This window comes from Sorangium sp. So ce1036 (genome assembly GCF_051369805.1).
In the GTDB taxonomy this organism is placed as follows: domain Bacteria; phylum Myxococcota_A; class Polyangia; order Polyangiales; family Polyangiaceae; genus Sorangium; species Sorangium cellulosum_F.
The window spans coordinates 3,305,030-3,322,142 of record NZ_JBBMOX010000001.1; the positions used below are offsets into that span (position 1 = coordinate 3,305,030).

The 17,113-nt window shown below is 73.0% G+C and carries 13 protein-coding genes; 8 read left to right on the top strand and 5 right to left on the bottom strand.

Going from position 1 to position 17,113, the window contains the following annotated elements; all coding sequences use genetic code 11:
• Nucleotides 1–17 precede the first annotated feature (17 nt).
• The 4 genes from WMF31_RS12725 to WMF31_RS12740 all read left to right on the top strand — a co-directional run bounded on the left by WMF31_RS12725 (nucleotide 18) and on the right by WMF31_RS12740 (nucleotide 6,284).
• Nucleotides 18–2,492 carry a SpoIIE family protein phosphatase gene (locus tag WMF31_RS12725; protein WP_436602196.1) on the top strand — a complete coding sequence of 825 codons (2,475 nt, stop codon included), beginning with the start codon at nucleotides 18–20 and terminating at the stop codon, nucleotides 2,490–2,492.
• Between the two features lie 251 nt (nucleotides 2,493–2,743).
• Complete coding sequence (locus tag WMF31_RS12730; protein WP_436606546.1) at nucleotides 2,744–3,202, top strand: hypothetical protein; 459 nt, start codon at nucleotides 2,744–2,746, stop codon at nucleotides 3,200–3,202.
• On the top strand, nucleotides 3,183–3,560 hold the full coding sequence (locus tag WMF31_RS12735; RefSeq protein WP_129350253.1) for a hypothetical protein: 378 nt from the start codon (nucleotides 3,183–3,185) through the stop codon (nucleotides 3,558–3,560). The genes WMF31_RS12730 and WMF31_RS12735 overlap by 20 nt, the downstream gene beginning before the upstream one ends.
• Nucleotides 3,561–3,764: 204 nt before the next feature.
• On the top strand, nucleotides 3,765–6,284 hold the full coding sequence (locus tag WMF31_RS12740) for a substrate-binding domain-containing protein (protein WP_436602197.1): 2,520 nt from the start codon (nucleotides 3,765–3,767) through the stop codon (nucleotides 6,282–6,284).
• A 93-nt stretch (nucleotides 6,285–6,377) separates the two neighbouring features.
• On the opposite strand, the gene WMF31_RS12745 is transcribed toward WMF31_RS12740, so the two are convergent.
• The gene (locus WMF31_RS12745) at nucleotides 6,378–7,049 is read right to left on the bottom strand and encodes a hypothetical protein (protein WP_436602198.1); all 672 of its coding nucleotides are present in this window, start codon (nucleotides 7,047–7,049) and stop codon (nucleotides 6,378–6,380) included.
• Nucleotides 7,050–7,138: 89 nt separating this feature from the next.
• Complete coding sequence (locus tag WMF31_RS12750) at nucleotides 7,139–7,744, bottom strand: hypothetical protein (RefSeq protein WP_436602199.1); 606 nt, start codon at nucleotides 7,742–7,744, stop codon at nucleotides 7,139–7,141.
• Nucleotides 7,745–8,596: 852 nt separating this feature from the next.
• Between WMF31_RS12750 and WMF31_RS12755 the strand changes: the two genes are divergently transcribed.
• Nucleotides 8,597–10,345, top strand: coding sequence for a glycoside hydrolase family 5 protein (locus tag WMF31_RS12755; protein WP_436602200.1), 1,749 nt, complete (start codon nucleotides 8,597–8,599; stop codon nucleotides 10,343–10,345).
• Between the two features lie 170 nt (nucleotides 10,346–10,515).
• Here the strand turns inward: WMF31_RS12755 and WMF31_RS12760 are convergent, their stop codons facing one another.
• The 3 genes from WMF31_RS12760 to argC form a co-directional block, all read right to left on the bottom strand.
• Nucleotides 10,516–11,937 (bottom strand): sigma 54-interacting transcriptional regulator, encoded by a 1,422-nt coding sequence (locus tag WMF31_RS12760; RefSeq protein ID WP_436602201.1) that lies wholly within the window; start codon nucleotides 11,935–11,937, stop codon nucleotides 10,516–10,518.
• Between the two features lie 100 nt (nucleotides 11,938–12,037).
• A complete protein-coding gene (locus WMF31_RS12765; RefSeq protein WP_436602202.1) occupies nucleotides 12,038–12,724 on the bottom strand; it encodes a helix-turn-helix transcriptional regulator in 687 nt (228 codons plus the stop codon).
• Between the two features lie 86 nt (nucleotides 12,725–12,810).
• Nucleotides 12,811–13,764: an N-acetyl-gamma-glutamyl-phosphate reductase gene (argC, locus tag WMF31_RS12770; protein ID WP_436606547.1), complete on the bottom strand. Its 954-nt coding sequence runs from the start codon at nucleotides 13,762–13,764 to the stop codon at nucleotides 12,811–12,813.
• Between the two features lie 299 nt (nucleotides 13,765–14,063).
• On the opposite strand from argC, the gene WMF31_RS12775 reads away from it, so the two are divergent.
• The 3 genes from WMF31_RS12775 (at nucleotide 14,064) to WMF31_RS12785 (ending at nucleotide 16,960) form a co-directional block, all read left to right on the top strand.
• Nucleotides 14,064–14,783 (top strand): glutathione S-transferase family protein, encoded by a 720-nt coding sequence (locus tag WMF31_RS12775; protein ID WP_436602203.1) that lies wholly within the window; start codon nucleotides 14,064–14,066, stop codon nucleotides 14,781–14,783.
• Between the two features lie 134 nt (nucleotides 14,784–14,917).
• Nucleotides 14,918–15,895: a YegS/Rv2252/BmrU family lipid kinase gene (locus tag WMF31_RS12780; RefSeq protein WP_436602204.1), complete on the top strand. Its 978-nt coding sequence runs from the start codon at nucleotides 14,918–14,920 to the stop codon at nucleotides 15,893–15,895.
• Nucleotides 15,896–16,222: 327 nt separating this feature from the next.
• The gene (locus tag WMF31_RS12785) at nucleotides 16,223–16,960 is read left to right on the top strand and encodes a ferredoxin--NADP reductase (RefSeq protein WP_436602205.1); all 738 of its coding nucleotides are present in this window, start codon (nucleotides 16,223–16,225) and stop codon (nucleotides 16,958–16,960) included.
• The last annotated feature ends 153 nt before the right edge of the window (nucleotides 16,961–17,113 follow it).

Genomic DNA, 17,113 nt, shown 5'->3' on the forward strand with positions numbered 1-17,113 from the left:
TCCCAGGGCCGCGCGCCGTGACGAAGAAGCGCAGGACGATCGCCCTCCTGATGGACTACGTCCGCGGCGAGTACCAGTCCGAGGTGCACTTCGGGGTCGAGCGCGCCGCGAGGGCGCACGACGTCAACCTCCTCTTCGCCTTCGGAGAGACGCTCGCCCGCCCCGGGGCGACCGGCGCCGCCCAGAACAGCATCTACCAGCTCATCGGCAGGGAGACGGTCGACGGCATCATCGTCGCCTCGGCGACCCTCTGCCACCACGTCGGCGTCGAGGGCATGCAGCGGTTCTGCAGGTCGTACGCGCCGCTGCCCGTCTGCAGCATCGGGATGGCGATCGACGGCATCCCGAGCCTCGTCGTCGACAACGCCCTCGGGATCGAGCTCTCCGTCGCGCACATGGTCGATGAGCACGGGCGCCGGCGGATCGCGTACATCGGCGGCCCGGCGGACAACGAGGAGGCGGCGGTGCGCGCCGCCACGTACCGGCGGGCGCTCGCGGCGCGGGCCATCCCCCTCGACGGCCGCCTCTTCGCCTTCGGCGGGTTCTCGCTCGACTCCGGCCGCGCCGCCATGCGCGAGATCCTGGACCGCGGCGTCGAGTTCGACGCCGTGATCGCCGCCAGCGACAACATGGCCCTCGGGGCGATCGAGGCGCTCGAGGCCCGCGGCCTCCGCGTCCCGAGGGACGTCCTCGTGGCCGGCTTCGACGACGCCGCGATCGCGCGGTTCACGAAGCCGTCGCTGACCACCATCCACCAGCCTATCAAGCGGCTCGGCGCGCGCGCCGTCGACACCATCGTGCGCATGCTCGACGGCGAGGCCGTCCCGGAGCGCAGCGACTTCCCGGTCGAGCTCACGCGGCGCGAGTCCTGCGGCTGCGGCGACCAGGTGGAGGCCGCGAGCGCGCCGCCGAGCGCGGCGGCGCGCCGCGAGGCGGCCTCGCTCGAGGACGCGCGCGGGGCGCTCGCGCGCCTGCTCGAGAAGAGCGTCCCGATGCCGGCCGGCTCGCTCGAAGGCTGGCCCGGCGCGCTGCTCTCGGCGCTCGACGAGGAGCTCGCGGGCAACGAGGGCCGCTTCCTGCGCGCGCTCGAGGCGCTGCTCGACGCCGCCGACCGCGAGGGCGCGGTGCTGGAGCACTTCCAGGGCGCGATCACGCTGCTGCGCGACCGCTTCCGGCCGCGCCCCGGGGACCTCCGGGACGGGAGCGCCGCGGGCGCGCTCGAGCGGCTCTGGCACGCGTCCCGCATCGTCATCGGGAGCGCGTCCGTGCGCGCCGAGGGGCAGCGGCGGCTCGACGTGGAGCTCGCCTCGCTCTACCTGAGCTGGAGCGCGCGGAGCTTCTCGACGTGCCTGAGCCTTCCGGTGCTCCGGTCGATGCTGGCCGAGGAGCTGCCGAGGATGCGCTTCTCGCGCGTCGCCGTGTCGCTCTACGACGACGCGCAGCGCACCACGATGAAGCCGCTGTTCCTGATGGCGGACGGCCGCGAGGTGGAGCCGCCGCCCGCGAGCTTCCCGGCCCGCCTCCTCGCGCCCGGAGGGTTCCTGTGGGGCCCCGAGCGCAGGAGCGCGATCGCGCTCCCGGTCGCCTTCGGCGACGCGGAGAAGTTCGGCGTCGCGGTGCTCGACGGTGGGGCGAACGAGATGAACTACGACGCGCTGCGCCTCCAGCTCGGCTCGGCGATCAAGGCCGCCGCGCTGCACTGGGAGGTCGTGCGGCAGGTGGAGCTGCGCGAGCGGCTGGAGCAGGAGAAGGTCCGCCAGGAGAGCGCGGTCGCGGCGCGCATCCAGACCACGCTGGTCCCGGCGCAGCTCGAGATCGACGGACTCGAGCTCTGCGCCGCCATGAAGCCCGCCGCCGACGTCGGCGGCGACTACTACGACGTGCTCGCGACGCGCGGGGGCGGGTGGCTCGGGATCGGCGATGTCGCCGGGCACGGCCTCGCGGCGGGCATTCTCATGCTGATGATCCAGAGCATGGTCTCGGCCCTCGCGCGCAGCGAGCCGGAGGCCAGCCCCGCCGGGATCCTCTGCGCGGTGAACGCGGCGATGTACGAGAATGTCCGCAGCCGCCTGCGGCGGGACGAGCACGCGACGCTCCTCCTCCTGCGCTACGAGCGTGACGGGCGAGTGACCTTCGCGGGCGCTCACGATGACATCATCGTCTGTTCAGCGCGCACCCGGCGCTGTGTGTGCATCCAGAGCACGGGTGTGTTCATCGGCGCGCTGCCCGCCATTGACGCGATGACGCGAGACGCCGAGTTCGTCCTGGAGGACGGAGACGTCCTCGTGCTTTACAGCGACGGCGTGACCGAGGCGCGCAACGCGCATCGGGAGCAGTTCGGCCTGGAGCGGCTCTGCGCCACGATCGAGGCTGTCCAGGCCGCGCCGGTCGACGCGATCCTGCGCCGGATACTGGGTGAGGTCGAGGGCTGGTGCCCGAGCCCGGACGACGACATCACCGTCGTGGTGGCGAGGTATCACGCGCCCCGGTAGCGGCCGAGGCCGCCTCCGCGCGGCGCGCCGCGGCGCGGCAAGCGAGCGGGGGTGGAAGGGTGAACATGCGCTCTGGGAGCTCGATGCGTCTCGCGCGCCTACATGAACGCCACGTATGTCCCGCACGCGAAGGGATTGGATCCGGTTCAAGAAAGACGTAACCTCTCCCCATCGTGCCAGCGTCCCAACCGTGCCAGAGCGGGCAGAGCGGCTCACTGTTCCTGTGCATCACCTTCTTTCCGAGCGAGCGGATGGCCAACTCCGTGCTGCGGCTCGTGTCCAGCTTCTGCAGCATGGTGCTGGACGACGCGAATGTGAGCTCGCGCTTCTACATGGCGGCGCACGAGCTCGCGGAGAACATCATCAAGTACTCCAGCGGCCCGCGCGTCAGTCTGGAGCTCGCGCTGGAAGAGGCGGACGAGCGCGCGTGCGTCATGAAGATCTGCGCGCGCAACGAGGCGTCGCCCGAGCGGCTGCGCGAGGTGGAGAGGCGGCTCTGGGAGCTGAAGACGGCGAGTGATCCGGTGAAACACTACGACGAGCTCATCAGCGAGACGGCGATGATAGAAGGGGTATCGGGGCTGGGCCTCGCGCGGGTGCGCGCCGAGGGCGGGCTCGACATGGACTACATGATCGAGGGCAATCATCTGACGATCATCGCGCACGCGCCGGTCGAGAGGTGGAGGGCGGATGAGCAGCTTCAAGGTTGAGCCTGTCGTCACCGACAGCTTCGGCATCGAGGCGGCCCTGAGGGACGATCGGCTCGTCGTCAAGCTCACCGGGACGGGCGACATGGCGGCGGCCGGGCCGCTCGGCGCCTACCTCAAGACGCTCCAGGGAGAGGTGATCGGCCGCTCCCTCCGCGCCATCGAGCTCGACGTGAAGGCCCTTTACTTCTTGAACTCGAGCTGCCTCAAGGCGTTCGTCAGCTTCATCGGCGGCCTCGCCAGCCAGGGCGTCAAGAGCAAGATCCGGTTCATCACGGACGCGAGGCTCGGGTGGCAGCGCCGGAGCCTGACGGCGCTCGAGCGGATGTCGCCGGAGCTGGTCTCGATCGAGGACGTCTGACCCGAGCGCGACAGGCCATATGACGGGGGGAGCGCCGGGGGAGCGGCCGCGAGCACGGGAGTTGGGGCTGGCCCGGGGCCGCGCGCGCTGGTATGGCGATCACGTCATGAGGGCCAGCGCTGGTCGCCACTCCCTGCCTCCCCATGGCGCCGGGTCCAGGCGAGCGGCGGGCGGCCGCGCCGGAACGAGCGTGGGCCGGGATCGATGAGCCGCGCGAGGGGGGCGCGAGGGGTCGCGGACAGCTCCGGGAGGGTGCGCCCGACGATCGCCCTCCTGATGAACAACGTGGTGGGCGACTACCAGTCGGAGGTGCGCGCCGGCGTCGAGCGCGCGGCCCAGGCGCAGGACGTCAACCTCCTGATCGCGTTCGCGTTCGGGGAGCTCCTCGCCCCCGGCGGGAAGGAGGGCGCCGCCTGGAACGATCTCTACCGCCTCATCGGCGCGGAGATGGTCGACGGCATCATCATCGCGTCGTCGACGCTCTGCCACCACGTCGGCATCGAGGCCACGCGCGCGTTCTGCCGGTCTTACGCGCCGCTGCCCGTCTGCAGCATCGGCATGGCGGTCGAGGGCGTCCCGAGCCTCATGATCGACAACGCCCTCGGCAGCGAGCTCTCGGTCGCGCACATGGCCGACGACCACGGGCGCCGGCGGATCGCGTACATCAGCGGGCCGGCCAACAACGAGGAGGCGCAGCTCCGCGCCCGGGCCCACAGGGAGGCGCTCTCGACGCGGTCGATCCCGCTCGACGAGCGCCTCTTCGCGTTCGGCGAGTTCTCGATCGACAGCGGGCGCCGCGCCATGAGCGAGATCCTCTCGCGCGGGGTCGAGCTCGACGCGGTCGCCGCCGCCAACGACAGGATGGCGCTCGGGGCGATCGAGCAGCTCAAGGCGCAGGGGCTCCGCGTCCCGGAGGACGTCCTCGTGTGCGGCTTCGACGACGTCGGCGTCGCGCGCTTCGCGAAGCCGTCGCTGACCACGGTCCGCCAGCCGACCAAGCGGCTCGGGGAGCTCGCCCTGGAGACGGTCGTGCGGATGGTCGCGGGCGAGGCGGCCCCGGAGCTCCGGCTCGTGGAGGTCGATCTCACGCGCCGCGAGTCGTGCGGCTGCGGGCATGAGGGGCGCGCGTCGCGCTGGCCCTCGGACCTCGCCGAGCCGCGCGGGCCGCGCTCGTCCGCGGGCGCGCGGGCGGCCCTGGAGCTCTCGCTCAAGCGGGCCGTCACGGTCCCGGCGGGCTCGCTCGAGGGCTGGGCGGGCGCGCTGCTCTCGGCGCTCGAGGCGGAGCTCGCGGGCGAGGCGGGCCGCTTCCTGCGCGCGCTCGAGGCGCTCCTCGACGTCGCGCGCCGCGAGGGGGTGCTCCTCGAGCAGTTCCAGGCCGTCATCTCGCTCCTGCGCGCGGCGCTCTACAGGCCGATCGAGCGCGAGGGCGACGCCGCCGTGAACGAGGCCCTGGAGCCGATCTGGCACGCGGCCCGGATCCTCGTCGGGAGCGCGTCCGTGCACACCGAGGGGGAGCAGCGGCTCAGGGTGGAGCTCGCCTCGGTCGAGCTCAGCTACGGATCGAGGGGCTTCTCGACGTGCCTGAGCCTGCCCGTGCTCCGGTCGATGCTCGCGGAGGAGCTGCCGAGGATGCAGTTCTCGCGCGTCGCCGTGTCGCTCTTCGACAACCCGCAGCGCACCATGATGAGGTCGTTCTTCCTGATGGAGGAGGGCCGCGAGGTGGAGCCGCCGCCCGCGCGCTTCCCGGCGCGCCACCTCGCGCCCCCGGGGTTCTTGAGCGGCGCGGGGCGCTGGAGCGCGATCGCGTTCCCGGTCGCCTCCGGCGAGGTCGAGAAGTTCGGCGTCGCGGTGCTGGACAGCCGGGCGAACGAGATGATCTACGACGCCTTGCGCCTCCAGCTCGGCGCCGCGATGCAGGGCGCGGCGCTGCACCGGGAGGTCGTGCGGCAGGTGGAGCTGCGCGAGCGGCTGGAGCAGGAGAAGGTCCGCGAGGAGAGCCGCGTCGCGGCGCGCATCCAGACGTCGCTCGTGCCGGAGCGGCTCGACGTCGAGGGGCTCGAGCTCAGCGCGATCATGAAGCCCGCGGCCGAGGTCGGCGGCGACTACTACGACGTCATCGCGACGCCCGGCGGCGGCTGGCTCGGGATCGGCGGCGTCGCGGGGCGCGGGCTCGCGGCGGGGCTCATCCTGCTGATGATCCAGAGCATGGTCTCGGTGATGGCGCGCAGCGGGCTCGCCGAGAGCCCGCGCGGGATCCTCATCGCGCTGAACGCCGCGGTGTACAAGAACGTCCGCACCCGCATGGAGCGGGACGAGCACGCGACGCTCCTCCTCCTGCGCTACGAGCGCGGCGGCCGGGTGACGTTCGCCGGCGCGCACGAGGGGCTCCTCGTCTGCTCCGCGCGCACCGGGCGCTGCGCGCGCATCCCGGGCGCGGGCGGCCTCATCGGCGCGCAGCCCGCCATCGACGCGCTGACGCGAGACGACGAGCTCGTCCTGGAGGACGGGGACGTCCTCGTGCTCTACAGCGGCGGCGTGATCGAGGCGCGCGACGCCCACGGCGAGCCGTTCGGGCCGGCGCGCCTCTGCGCCGCGATCGAGGCCGCGCAGGCCGCGCCCGTCGACGTGATCCGCGACCGGATCCTGGGCGAGATCGAGGGCTGGTGCTCGAGCCCGGACGACGACATCACGCTGGTCGTGGCGAGGTACCGCGCGCCCGCGTAGCGCCCTCGCGGCGGCCCTCGCCCCTGTCGGCGCCGGCGCCGGCCCTGCGGCGTGTCCGCCGGCCTTGCGGCGTGTCCGCCGGCCTCTCCCGGGTCAATCCACCGACGGGACGGTCGCGCTCACCCGGGTCGGCAGCCCTCGAGCGCCGGGCGGCGCGCGGAAGGCCGACCCGGACAGCTCTCGCCGCATGCACGTGGCTGCCTCGTCGTGGCGGGGATCGGCCGCGCTCCCGATGAGGGTCGGCACCACGATGTACCCCTCGGCGTCGACGTTGAACTCCACCCGGATCGCGTCGGGCGGCAGCATCTCCCCGTCGGGGCCGCGACAGCGCTGCACGAGGCTCCAGTAGAGCTGCGCCCGCGCCGCCTTCTCGATGGCCGGGCTCGACATGTCGCGCTGCGACAGCGGCGCGCCGACCTCGACGCGCGGCCGCGGGGCCGGCTCGTGCGTCGCCTCGGGCGGGCCCTGGCTCGCGGAGGGCGCCGGCACGCCGGTGCTCGTGCCGATCTTCGCCGCGGTCGCGCCGTCGCCTGGCGCCGGCGCCGCTCCCCGCGCGGCGGCCAGGAGCTCCGCGAGCGCCTCCGGCTCGGCGGAGCCCACGGCCGGCGCCCCGGCGGGCGGGAGGTGGGCGCTGCGCTCGCCGGGGGGCGCGGCGACGTCTCCCGTCGAGGGGGGATGGCTGCCGGCATCGTCGTCGGCCGGCGCGGCGTCCGGGCGCGCGCAGGCTGCGAGCAGCGGGAGCAGGGCCACGAGCACGGTGCGCACGCGGAGAGGGTCGATCGGATGCGCGCGGCGCGCAACGGCGCCCGCGACGTGCGATCGCGTCGACGGGCCCGCTCGCCCGCGCTCCGGGATCACGGATCGCAGGCGCTGCCTGCCCCGGCTGCCCGATGGGCGATCTCGTCCGCAGGACCAGCGAGGCGGGGCGCTTCGCCCGGCACCTCCGGGGCCACGCCGGGCGGGCGGCCCGCGAGCGCCTGCGCGAGGAACACGAGGATGGATATCGTCCCCCAGGCGAGCGCCAGGGCGACGCCGGCGTCGACGATCGCGCGGTAGGGCGGGGGCATCTGCCGCACGAGCAGGATGAGCGCCACGATGCCGAGGGTGAGCGCCCAGGTCGCGATCAGCCGGCGACGCGTTGTGTGGAAGAGCGCCATGCAGAAGAGCGGCCCCAGCGCGACGTGGAGCGGCCGCCGGTGCTCCGCGAGGTAGAGCGCGCGCGCCACGACCCGCGGTGAGAAGCGCTGCTGAAACCCGCGATACCCCTCGACATAGGCGATCACGACGGTCCAGACCGCGAGCAAGGTGAGCTGGCCAGTCGTGAGCGTGTGGGTTGTCAGGGAGCGCGCGGCCGTTGCCGCGAGGCGGTACACGGCCTCGACCAGGACGAGCGCGACGCCGAGGACGCCCCACAGCACGACCGCGAGCCGGAGTCGCTGCTCGCGGCGCGGCAGCCTCATCGGGCCCGCGCCGGCCCCTGGGGGGCCGAGGGCCGCGCGCCGCGACGCCGGCCCGCGCGGGGGGGTGAACGCCTCGGAGGATGCGCCAGCCAGCCAGATCGCCGCATGGCGACCCATGCTAGGAGCGGGCCGGGGCGCGTCAACCGCGAATCTCGCGGCAGCGCGACCGCGCGACCGGAGGCGGAGCGGCAAGGACGGGGCGTGCGGCTCGCGCCGGCGCCCTCGGCGACTGCGTGCGTCGCCGAGCGGATTCAGCAGCTTCTGGCAACATGAAAAATCCCAAGGGGAGAATCCATCGTGGAAAGCGGTGGAAGCGGTGCTTCAGCGGGGGGCGCGAGGCATGCCGCAAGGCGTCGTGAGGTGGCCCGTGTGAGCGCCTGCAGGGCGCTCGCGTCATCGCCGGGCAACGCGCGTGCGCCGCGTCAAACCGGGCAGCGATCGTGGCCAGTCCCATCGGGCCGGGGAGCACGGCGCGCGCTCACGGCCTGGAAGTCCCGGCGCGCCCCGAAGGTCGAGCCGCGCCCGGCGGCCTCATCGCACCGCCACGCAGCACGCCCCGGATGTACAACAGCGCCCGATGCGATCCGCTCTGGGAGAAAAGCAACGCTATGTCAGTAATTCGCCCATGCCCCGAGGGGCCACGTCTCGCCTTGACCCCCTGTTTCAGAACGGGTAATGAATAACGCCGGGCTGGCAACCGGTCGTTGTTGCCTGTTTGCGGATTCTGCGCAGGGCTGACTCTCGAGCGCCAACAAGCGTTGTTCTTGGACTTGCTTGCAGCCGAGCACGGGCGTGATCGCTCGAAGCCGTGCGCCGTGCGCTGAACTCGTGCTTAACAAGAAGAGCGAACCTATGATGATGCGAAGAAGCTTGATCTATCCGTTTTCCTTGTGCATCGCCGGTCTGCTGAGCATCGGCTGCGGCGGCGACTCGAGCTCCGGCTCGGGGGCTGGGGGCGCGGGTTCGACGGGCGCCGAGGGAAGCAGCGGTGTCGGCGCTGGCACCCCGACCAGCAGCGGCGTCGGCGCTGGCACGCCCACGGGCTCGGGCGTCGGCGGCGGCACGCCCACGGGCTCGGGCGTCGGCGGCGGCTCCCCCACGGGCTCGGGCGTCGGCGGCGGCGCCACCACGGGCTCGGGCTCGGGCTCCGGCGGCGGCACCACCAACCCCAATGGGGATCCCACGCCGGAAACGGATGGCAGCCCGGACGGAATCTTCCGCGTCGACCGCAATACGGGCAAGTTGATGCACAACGGCACGCCGTTCCAGGTTCGCGGCGGCAACTGGTTCGGTCTCGAGGGACAAGACGATCTCGAGCGGCCCGGCGCCATGGAGCTCTTCATCGGATCGATGTGGTGGGCGGAGAGCTCCGCCCCGCGCACCATCGAGGACACGATGAAGGAGCTCACGAGCTCGAATCTCAAGTTCAACACGATCCGGCTCCCCATCGCGCCGCAGACCCTGGTCGCCAACCACCCGGACGGCAACTACAGCACCACCTCGCCCCGGATCAGGAACAACAACGAGGAGGTGTACCCGTACGCCAACGCTTACGAGGCGCTCGAGGACTTCCTCAAGAAGGCCGACCAGAACAACCTGTACGTCATCCTGGGCATCCACTCCTGCTCGAACCACCTCGGGTGGCGCGCGGGCCGGCTCGACGATTCCCCGCCCTACGTGGACAGCAACCGCGAGAACTACGAGTACAAGGCGGACGACTACAACTGCACTCAGGGCGAGGACGCCTACAGCATGGAGAAGTGGCTCGCGGACATCCGCAAGATGGCGCAGCTGCCCAAGAAGCTCAATATCGACAACATCATCGGCATCGATTGCTTCAACGAGCCGTGGAAGTATAGCTGGCGCAAGTGGGCCGATATGGCCAAGGCGTGCTACGACGTCATCGCCGAGGAGAACGACGACATGATCGCCGTGGTCCAGGGCGTGTCGGGCAGCCACCAGCCCGAGGGCGCCAGCGGCCTGACGCTGGAGCCGGAGCCCCACGGCGATGAGAACCTCAACCCGAACTGGGGTGAGAACTTCTACGGGCAGAAGGAGTACCCGATCCAGATTCCCAGGAATCGGCTCTGCTTCTCGCCGCACACCTACGGGCCTGCGGTGTTCGTCCAGAAGCAGCACGTCGATCAGTCCAAGCCCGAGTGCGTCGGGCTCGAGGACGAGGAGGCCGCCAAGGCCGGGTGCGGGCTGATCGTGGAGCGGAGCAACGCGGAGGCCGTCGCGACGCTGCGCAAGCAGTGGGACGAGCACTTCGGGTTCCTGCACGACGAGAAGTTCTGCGTGATCACGGGCGAGTTCGGCGGCGTGAAGGACTGGCCGAAGAACGAGATGGAGCCGGCGCTGGCCGAGCTCTGGTCGCACCTGCCCGCCGGCAAGCGCTACGACTGGGAGTGGCAGAACATCTACGTGGACTACCTGATCGCCAAGGGGATGACGGACTTCACCTACTGGTCCATCAACCCCGAGTCGGGTGACACGGGCGGGCTCTACAACCACAAGTACACCGACGCCGACAAGTCGGGCTGGGGTACGTGGGAGGGGCTCGACACGGAGAAGGTCGAGATGCTGGCCCGTCTCAAGTAGACCGGCTCGCGACTCATGAGGATCGCCCGCGGGCCCTGGCCTGCGGGCGATTTTCTTTTGCCCGGCGCCCCGGTCCCGCGCGGGCGACGGCCGTCACGCGGGACTGTCGGTCAGGCTGTTCCCGAGGTGCCGGATCATCTTCCTCCTTGCTGAGCCGTCCACCGGCTCGCTCACCGGGCGCGCAGGCCGTAGCGCTGGATCAGCCGGTGGACGAGCTGGCGGGAGACACCCATCGCGTCGGCCGCGTGCGAGATGTTGCCCCCGTGCTGGCGGAGCTTCTCGGTCACGTAAGCGCGCTCCAGCTCCTCCATCACCGCCTCCCGCGCCTCCGGCAGCGGCAGCTCGAGGAGCCTCCGGAGGCGAGCCTCCCCGGGGCCCGCCTCCGGTGCGCCCGAGGGCGCCGCGCCGGACGGGTCTTGGCCCTCGCGATCCGGACCGGGGGTCGCCCGCGGCTCCGCCCCCGCCCCCGGCGCGGCGCCGACGATCTCGTGGAGCAGCTCGGGGAAGAGGACGAGGCGCGCCACGGTGTTCCGGAGCTCGCGCACGTTCCCGGGCCAGTCGTGGGCCTCCAGCAAGGCGAGCGCGCCCGGCGGCAGGTCCGCGAGCGCGCGGGGCGGATCGCGCCCGGCCAGGAAGCGCTCGACGAGCAGCGGGATGTCGTCCTTCCGCTCCCGGAGCGCCGGGACGTGGACCTCCACCACCGAGAGCCGGAAGTAGAGATCGGCCCGGAACGACCCGTCCTGCGCCCGCGCGCGCAGGTTCCTGTGCGTGGCCGCCACGATCCGCGCGTCGAAGGGGAGCCACTCGTTCGACCCGAGCCGCCGGATCTGCCGCCCCTCGATGGCGCGGAGCAGCTTCGGCTGCAGGTCGAGCGGGAGCTCGCCGAGCTCGTCGATGAAGAGCGTGCCCCCGTTCGCCTGCTCGAGCAGGCCCGGCCGCGCCGCCGCCGCGCCCGTGAACGCGCCCCGGGCGTGGCCGAAGAGCTCGCTCTCGACCAGATTCGGGGCCACGGCGCCGCAGTCCACGATCACGAAGGGCCCGTCCCTGCGAGGGCTCCGGGCGTGGATCGCCCGCGCGAGCACCTCCTTGCCGGTGCCGGACTCGCCGAGCAGGAGCAGGGTCTCGTCGGTCGGGGCCGCCCGCTCCAGCCTGGCGAACAGGGCGCGCATGGTCAGGCTCCGGCCCACCGCCTCGCCGAACGCGCTCGCCGCGGAGAGCGGCAGCACCGCCGCGGAGCCCGCGGGGCCGACGACGATCTCGGAGCCGCCGACCGTGGCGGGGACGCCGGGCGGGAGAAAGGCCTCGACGATCCGGACGTCGCGGACCAGCGTGCCGTTCTTGCTGCCCAGGTCGCGGAGGAGGATCCCCCGCTCGGTCATCCGGATCTCGCAGTGCCTCCGCGAGGCGCGGGGATCGGACAGGACCAGATCGCAGTCCGCGCCCGCCCCGACGACGAGGGGGCGCAGATCGAGCGGCGCGGTGAGCGTGCGCCGGTCCGGGAGGGTGACCGTCACGCAGAGCGCCGGGAGCCGGAGAGCGCGGCCTTGATCGAAGCTCGTGAGCGTGCAGGCCGCCCCGGAATCGTCGCCCATGAGCGCCATGGTGCCCCTGAGGAGTGCCGCGTCAACCCGGAACCGGCGCGCCCGCGGGGCCGCTGTCATGCCGCCGCGACAGCGGCTGTCCTCCCGCGGATCACCGCCCTGGGGCCACGGTCTTGCGCCAGCGCGCGCGGAGGGCGCTCGACCGCTCGCCGTGGCGCTCCTTCAGGAACGTCGCGCCGAGCACGCGGTCGGTCCGGAAGTAGCGGAAGTCCTGGCGGAGCTCGCACCACGCCGCGAGGATGCGCGTCGACTCGAAATACCCCACCGCGACGGGCCACACGACGCGCTCGCTCTCGCGCTCCCGCTCGTCGCGGTAGCGCAGCGCGATCTTCGTACCGGCGCGGATCGCGGCGCGCACCGCGGCCATGTCGAGCGCGTCGGGCGCCTGGTCCGGCGCGGGCGGGGCGCCCATCGTCGGCTCGAGCACGAAGTGGCGGAGGTGCTCGGGCACGGTCGCGGCGATCTTCGCGATGAGATCCCGCGCCGCCCTCCGCAGCGCGGCGTCGCCGCGGTGGGCGACCCACTGCGCGCCGAGGGCCGCGACCTCGATCTCGTCGGGCGTGAGCATCAAGGGGGGCATGTCGAAGCCGCGCTCCAGCACGTAGCCGGTGCCGGCCTCGCCGCGGATCGGCACGCGCTGGGCCAGGAGGTCCGCGATGTCGCGGTAGACCGTGCGCGTCGAGATCTCGAGCTCCTCCGCGAGCGCGGACGCGGTGACCGGCGCCCGGCTGCGACGCAGGATCTGGAGGATCTGAAAGAGGCGGTCGGCGCGTCGCACGAGGAGCGGGCGCCGGGGCGTCCGCGGGGCGGGGCCGCATCCACCGCGGTCCACGACGGCCCCGGGCCCCGGCGCGGCGTGGGGGGTCAGTCGAGGCCGGTGTGCTCCGGCGCGCCCAGCATCAGGTTCAGGTTCTGTACCGCCGCGCCGGAGGCGCCCTTGCCGAGGTTGTCGAGGCGCGCCACGAGCAGGAGCTGCTCCGCGTTGCCGAACACGAACAGATCGAGGCGGTTCGTGTCGTTGCACTCGAGGGGGCTGAGGTACCCGCCGTCCAGCGCGTCCTGGCCGCCGAGCGGCATCACCCGGATATAGCGCTCCCCGGCGTAGAAGGACGCATAGAGCTCGTGCAGCGCCGCGGGCGTCGCCGGCCGGCTCAGGGCGTCGGCGAACAGGGGCACGGAGACGAGCATGCCCTTGTAGAAGTTGCCGATGACCGGCTCGAAGAGGGGCGCCCTGTCGAGCCCCGCGAGGGCGCGCATCTCCGGAAGGTGCTTGTGCTGCAGGGTGAGCGCGTACGGGCGCGAGCCGCGGAGCTGCTCGCGGCGGGCGGCGTCGGCCTGCTCGTACGCCTGGATCATCTTGCGCCCGGCGCCGCTGTAGCCGGTGAGCGAGCGCGCGACCACGCGGGCGTCCCTGGGCAGGAGGCCCTCTGCGACGAGCGGGACCACGAGGGCGAGGAACCCGGTCGCGTGACACCCCGGGACCGTGACGCGCCGCGCGCCCCGGAGGGCGTCGCGCTGCCCGGGGCGGAGCTCCGGGAAGCCGTACACCCAGCCGTCGGCGGTCCGGTGCGCCGTGCTCGGGTCGATGACGCGCGTCCTCGGGTTCTCGATGAGGCCGATGGACTCGCGCGCGGCGTCGTCGGGCAGGCAGGTGATGAGCACGTCCGCCTCGTTGATCAGCGTGCGGCGGGCCGCCGGGTCCTTGCGTCGCTCCGGGTCGATCTCGAGCAGCTGGAGGTCGGGGCGACCGTGCAGCCGCTCCCGGATCTGGAGACCCGTGGTTCCTTCCTGTCCGTCGATGAACACCCGATGCATGATGGCCTGTCCATACGCCGAGCCCGCCCGCGGGACCAGGGGTTCTGCCCGCCCGCGGGGCCCGGAGGCCTGGAGGGAGACGATCGGCGCGGCGCGGTGGTGGCCTCGCCTGGGGGCTCACCGGAGGGGCTGGAGTGCAGGCGGGCCACGCGATAGGCCCGCCGGAGCGCAAGCCCCGGAGGTGAGCCCCCCAGGCGAGGCCACCACCGCGCCGCGCGAGGCTGCTGACACCAGGCTGTCAGCAGGGCCGGGCTACATCGGGCGAGGTCCACGGCGGACTCGAGAGCACCCGGAGATTGCCCATGATCACGCTCCACGGCTTCGGCCCCATGTTCGGCCTGCCGGAGGCCAGCCCCTACGTCACCAAGACCGAGGTCCAGCTCAAGCTGCTGGGCTTGCCCTACAGAAAGGAGCGCGGGCGCCCCGACGCGTCGCCGAAAGGGCAGCTCCCCTACATCGACGACGACGGCGCCCGCATCGCCGACTCGCACTTCATCCGAGAGCACCTCGAGAGGAAGCACGGCAAGGATCTCGACGCGGGCCTCGACGCGCGCCAGCGCGCCGAGGCGTGGGCCGTCGAGCGCATGCTCGAGAACCACTTCGCCGCGATCTCGGGCCGCATGCGCTGGCTCATCCCGGAGAACTTCGCCAAGGGGCCGGCGCACTTCGTCGACGGCGCGCCCGAGGAGCTGCGCCCGAAGCTGCGCGAGGAGCTGCTCGCGCGCGTGCGCGAGTCGTACCGCGCCGTCGGCGTCACGCGGCACTCGGACGAGGAGATCGTCGAGCTCGGCGCGCGCTCGCTGGCCGCGCTCTCCACGATCCTCGGGGACAAGCCGTGCCTCTTCGGCGAGCGCCCCGCGGGCGTCGACGCGACCGCCTTCGCGATGCTCGCCGGGGTCCTCACGCCGTTCTTCGACTCGCCGCTGCGGACGAGGGCCGAGGGCTCCGCGAACCTCGTCGCGTACACCGCGCGGATGATGCGGGCGTTCTACCCGGATCACCCGTGGGAGGCGCCGCGCTGATCGCCGCGCGCGGGCCCTCGCCCGCCGGGGCGCGCCGCGCGGCCCAGGCCGGCGCCGCGCGCCCCCGGGCGCCGGGGCGCTCTCCGCGGCCAGCGCGGCTCGCGCCCCGGCGCCGCGTGCCCTAGGATGGCAGGATGACCGGACGGAGAGCGGCGCTCGTCCTCAACCCCGCCGCGGGTCATGCCGGCGATGGGGTCGAGTCGCTCCCCGCCCGGCTCGGGGGCGAATTCGCGCTGCGCATCTACGAGACGGCGCCGGGCCGCAGCGCCGCGGCGTGCGCCGAGGCGGCCTGCCGCGAGGGCGCGTCGCTGGTGATCGCGGCAGGGGGCGACGGGACGGTGTCGAGCGTCGCGTCCGCGCTCGTCGGGACAGACGTCTGCCTCGGCGTCCTGCCGCTCGGCACGGCGAACTCCATCGCGCACACGCTGGGCATCCCGGACACCCTGGAGGGGGCCCTGGAGGTCCTCGCCCGCGGCGAGCCGCTGGCCATCGACGTCGCCCGCGCGAACGGGCGGACGATGGTCCTGCTCTCCGCGGTCGGGCTCCACGCCGACACGGTCGGCGAGACGCCGCAGGAGCTGAAGCAGCGCTGGGGCGTGCTCGCGTACGTCGGCACCGGGCTGAAGAAGCTGATGAGCCTCTCGCCGTTCGGGGTCGAGATCGAGACGGACGATCAGCGGATCCACTGCCGGGCCACCGCCGTGACGATCGCGAACATGGCGCCCGTGCGCACGGTGCTGGCGCAGGGGCCCTCCGTCGTCTCGCCCGAGGACGGTCGGCTCGATCTGACCATCGTGTCGGCCACGACGCTGGTCGAGGCGGTCGCGGCCGGCCTGCACCTGCTGAAGACCGCGATGGAGGGCGAGCCGGTCGAGCGCGACAACATCGGATTCCTCGCCGCCCGGAGGTTCCGCCTCACCACCGATCCGCCCCAGCACGTGCTCATCGACGGCGAGGAGGCCGGGACCACGCCGCTCGTGGTCGAGTGCCTCCCGCGCGCCCTCCGGGTCCTGGCTCCCCGCCGCGAGGAGGGGCGCGCCCCGCCCCCCGCCCCGGAGGGCGAGGTGAAGCTGGAAGGGCTGCCCGATCTCGAGGTCGAGCCGAAGGCGTGAGGTGACGCGGCGGCGCGGCCCATGACCTTCGCGGTCGCCGCGGCTGTCCTCGCAAGTCGGCGCCTCGTCTCCGCTCCAGGAGGGCCGCCGATTCGCCTTCCTGTCGAGTCCCGCTCGAGGTCAGTCCTGCGTCGCCGCCCCGGTTCCCGGTGGACGACCCTCTCGTTTTGGAGCACCGAACAGGTTGAAATCACGAGGAAATACCCCCCCGCATCCCGGGGCGCGGCGAGCGACCCCGTCTCCGATGGCAGTTGGGTCGGGGCAAAGGGTGCGGTAATGACCTCACGGCCGCGCGCCGTCGCGCGCCGGCAGCAGCGTCAGACGCCCATGACCCACGCCGAACCGTTCGAAGCCCGCCTGGTCGCCGCGCGCCCTCTCAGCCCGTCGGTGCGTGAGCTCTCGTTCGAGCGCGCCGACGCGAAGGCGTTCTCGTTCGAGCCCGGGCAGTGGGTGAACCTGGTCCTGCCGCTGCCCGGGGGCGAGGTGAAGCGCGCCTACTCGATCGCGTCGCCCCCCGACGGTTCGCCGCGCTTCGATCTGGCCGTCACGCGCGTCGAGGGCGGGGTCGGCTCGGAGTACCTGCACCAGCTCCAGCGCGGCGAGGCGCTCCGCGCGATCGGCCCGCACGGGCTCTTCACCCGCGACCCCGGGGACCCCGCGCCCGCCTTGCTCGTCGCCACCGGCACCGGCATCACGCCGCTCCGGAGCATGCTGCTCGCGGCGCTGCGCGCGGGCCTCTCCGCGCCGCCGCTGTGGATCCTGTTCGGCGCGCGCTTCGAGGCGGACATCATCTACCGCGACGAGCTCGAGGCGCTCGCGCGCGGCTCGGGCCGGCTCCGCTACGAGATCACGCTCTCGCGCGGCGGGCCCTCCTGGTCCGGCCGCCGCGGTTACGTGCAAGCGCACGTGCCCGAGCTCTACCGCGCGCTCGCCGAGGAGAGCGGCGATCCGGCCCCGCACCTCTTCATCTGCGGCCTCGATCGCATGGTCTCGACGGTCCGCGGGCTCGCCCGAGGCGAGCTCGGCGTCCCCCGCAAGCACGTCCACGTCGAGCGCTTCGACTGATCACCGGCTCCCTCGGGGTCGACCGATCACCGGCTCCCTCGGGGACGAGCGCCCCGGCGAGCCGGCGGCCCCTGCGGTCACCGTGCGGTTGCCGGCCTGGGCCGCCGGTGCAACGCTCGCGCCCGAGCGCGCTGCGGCGCTCGCGATCCCGGC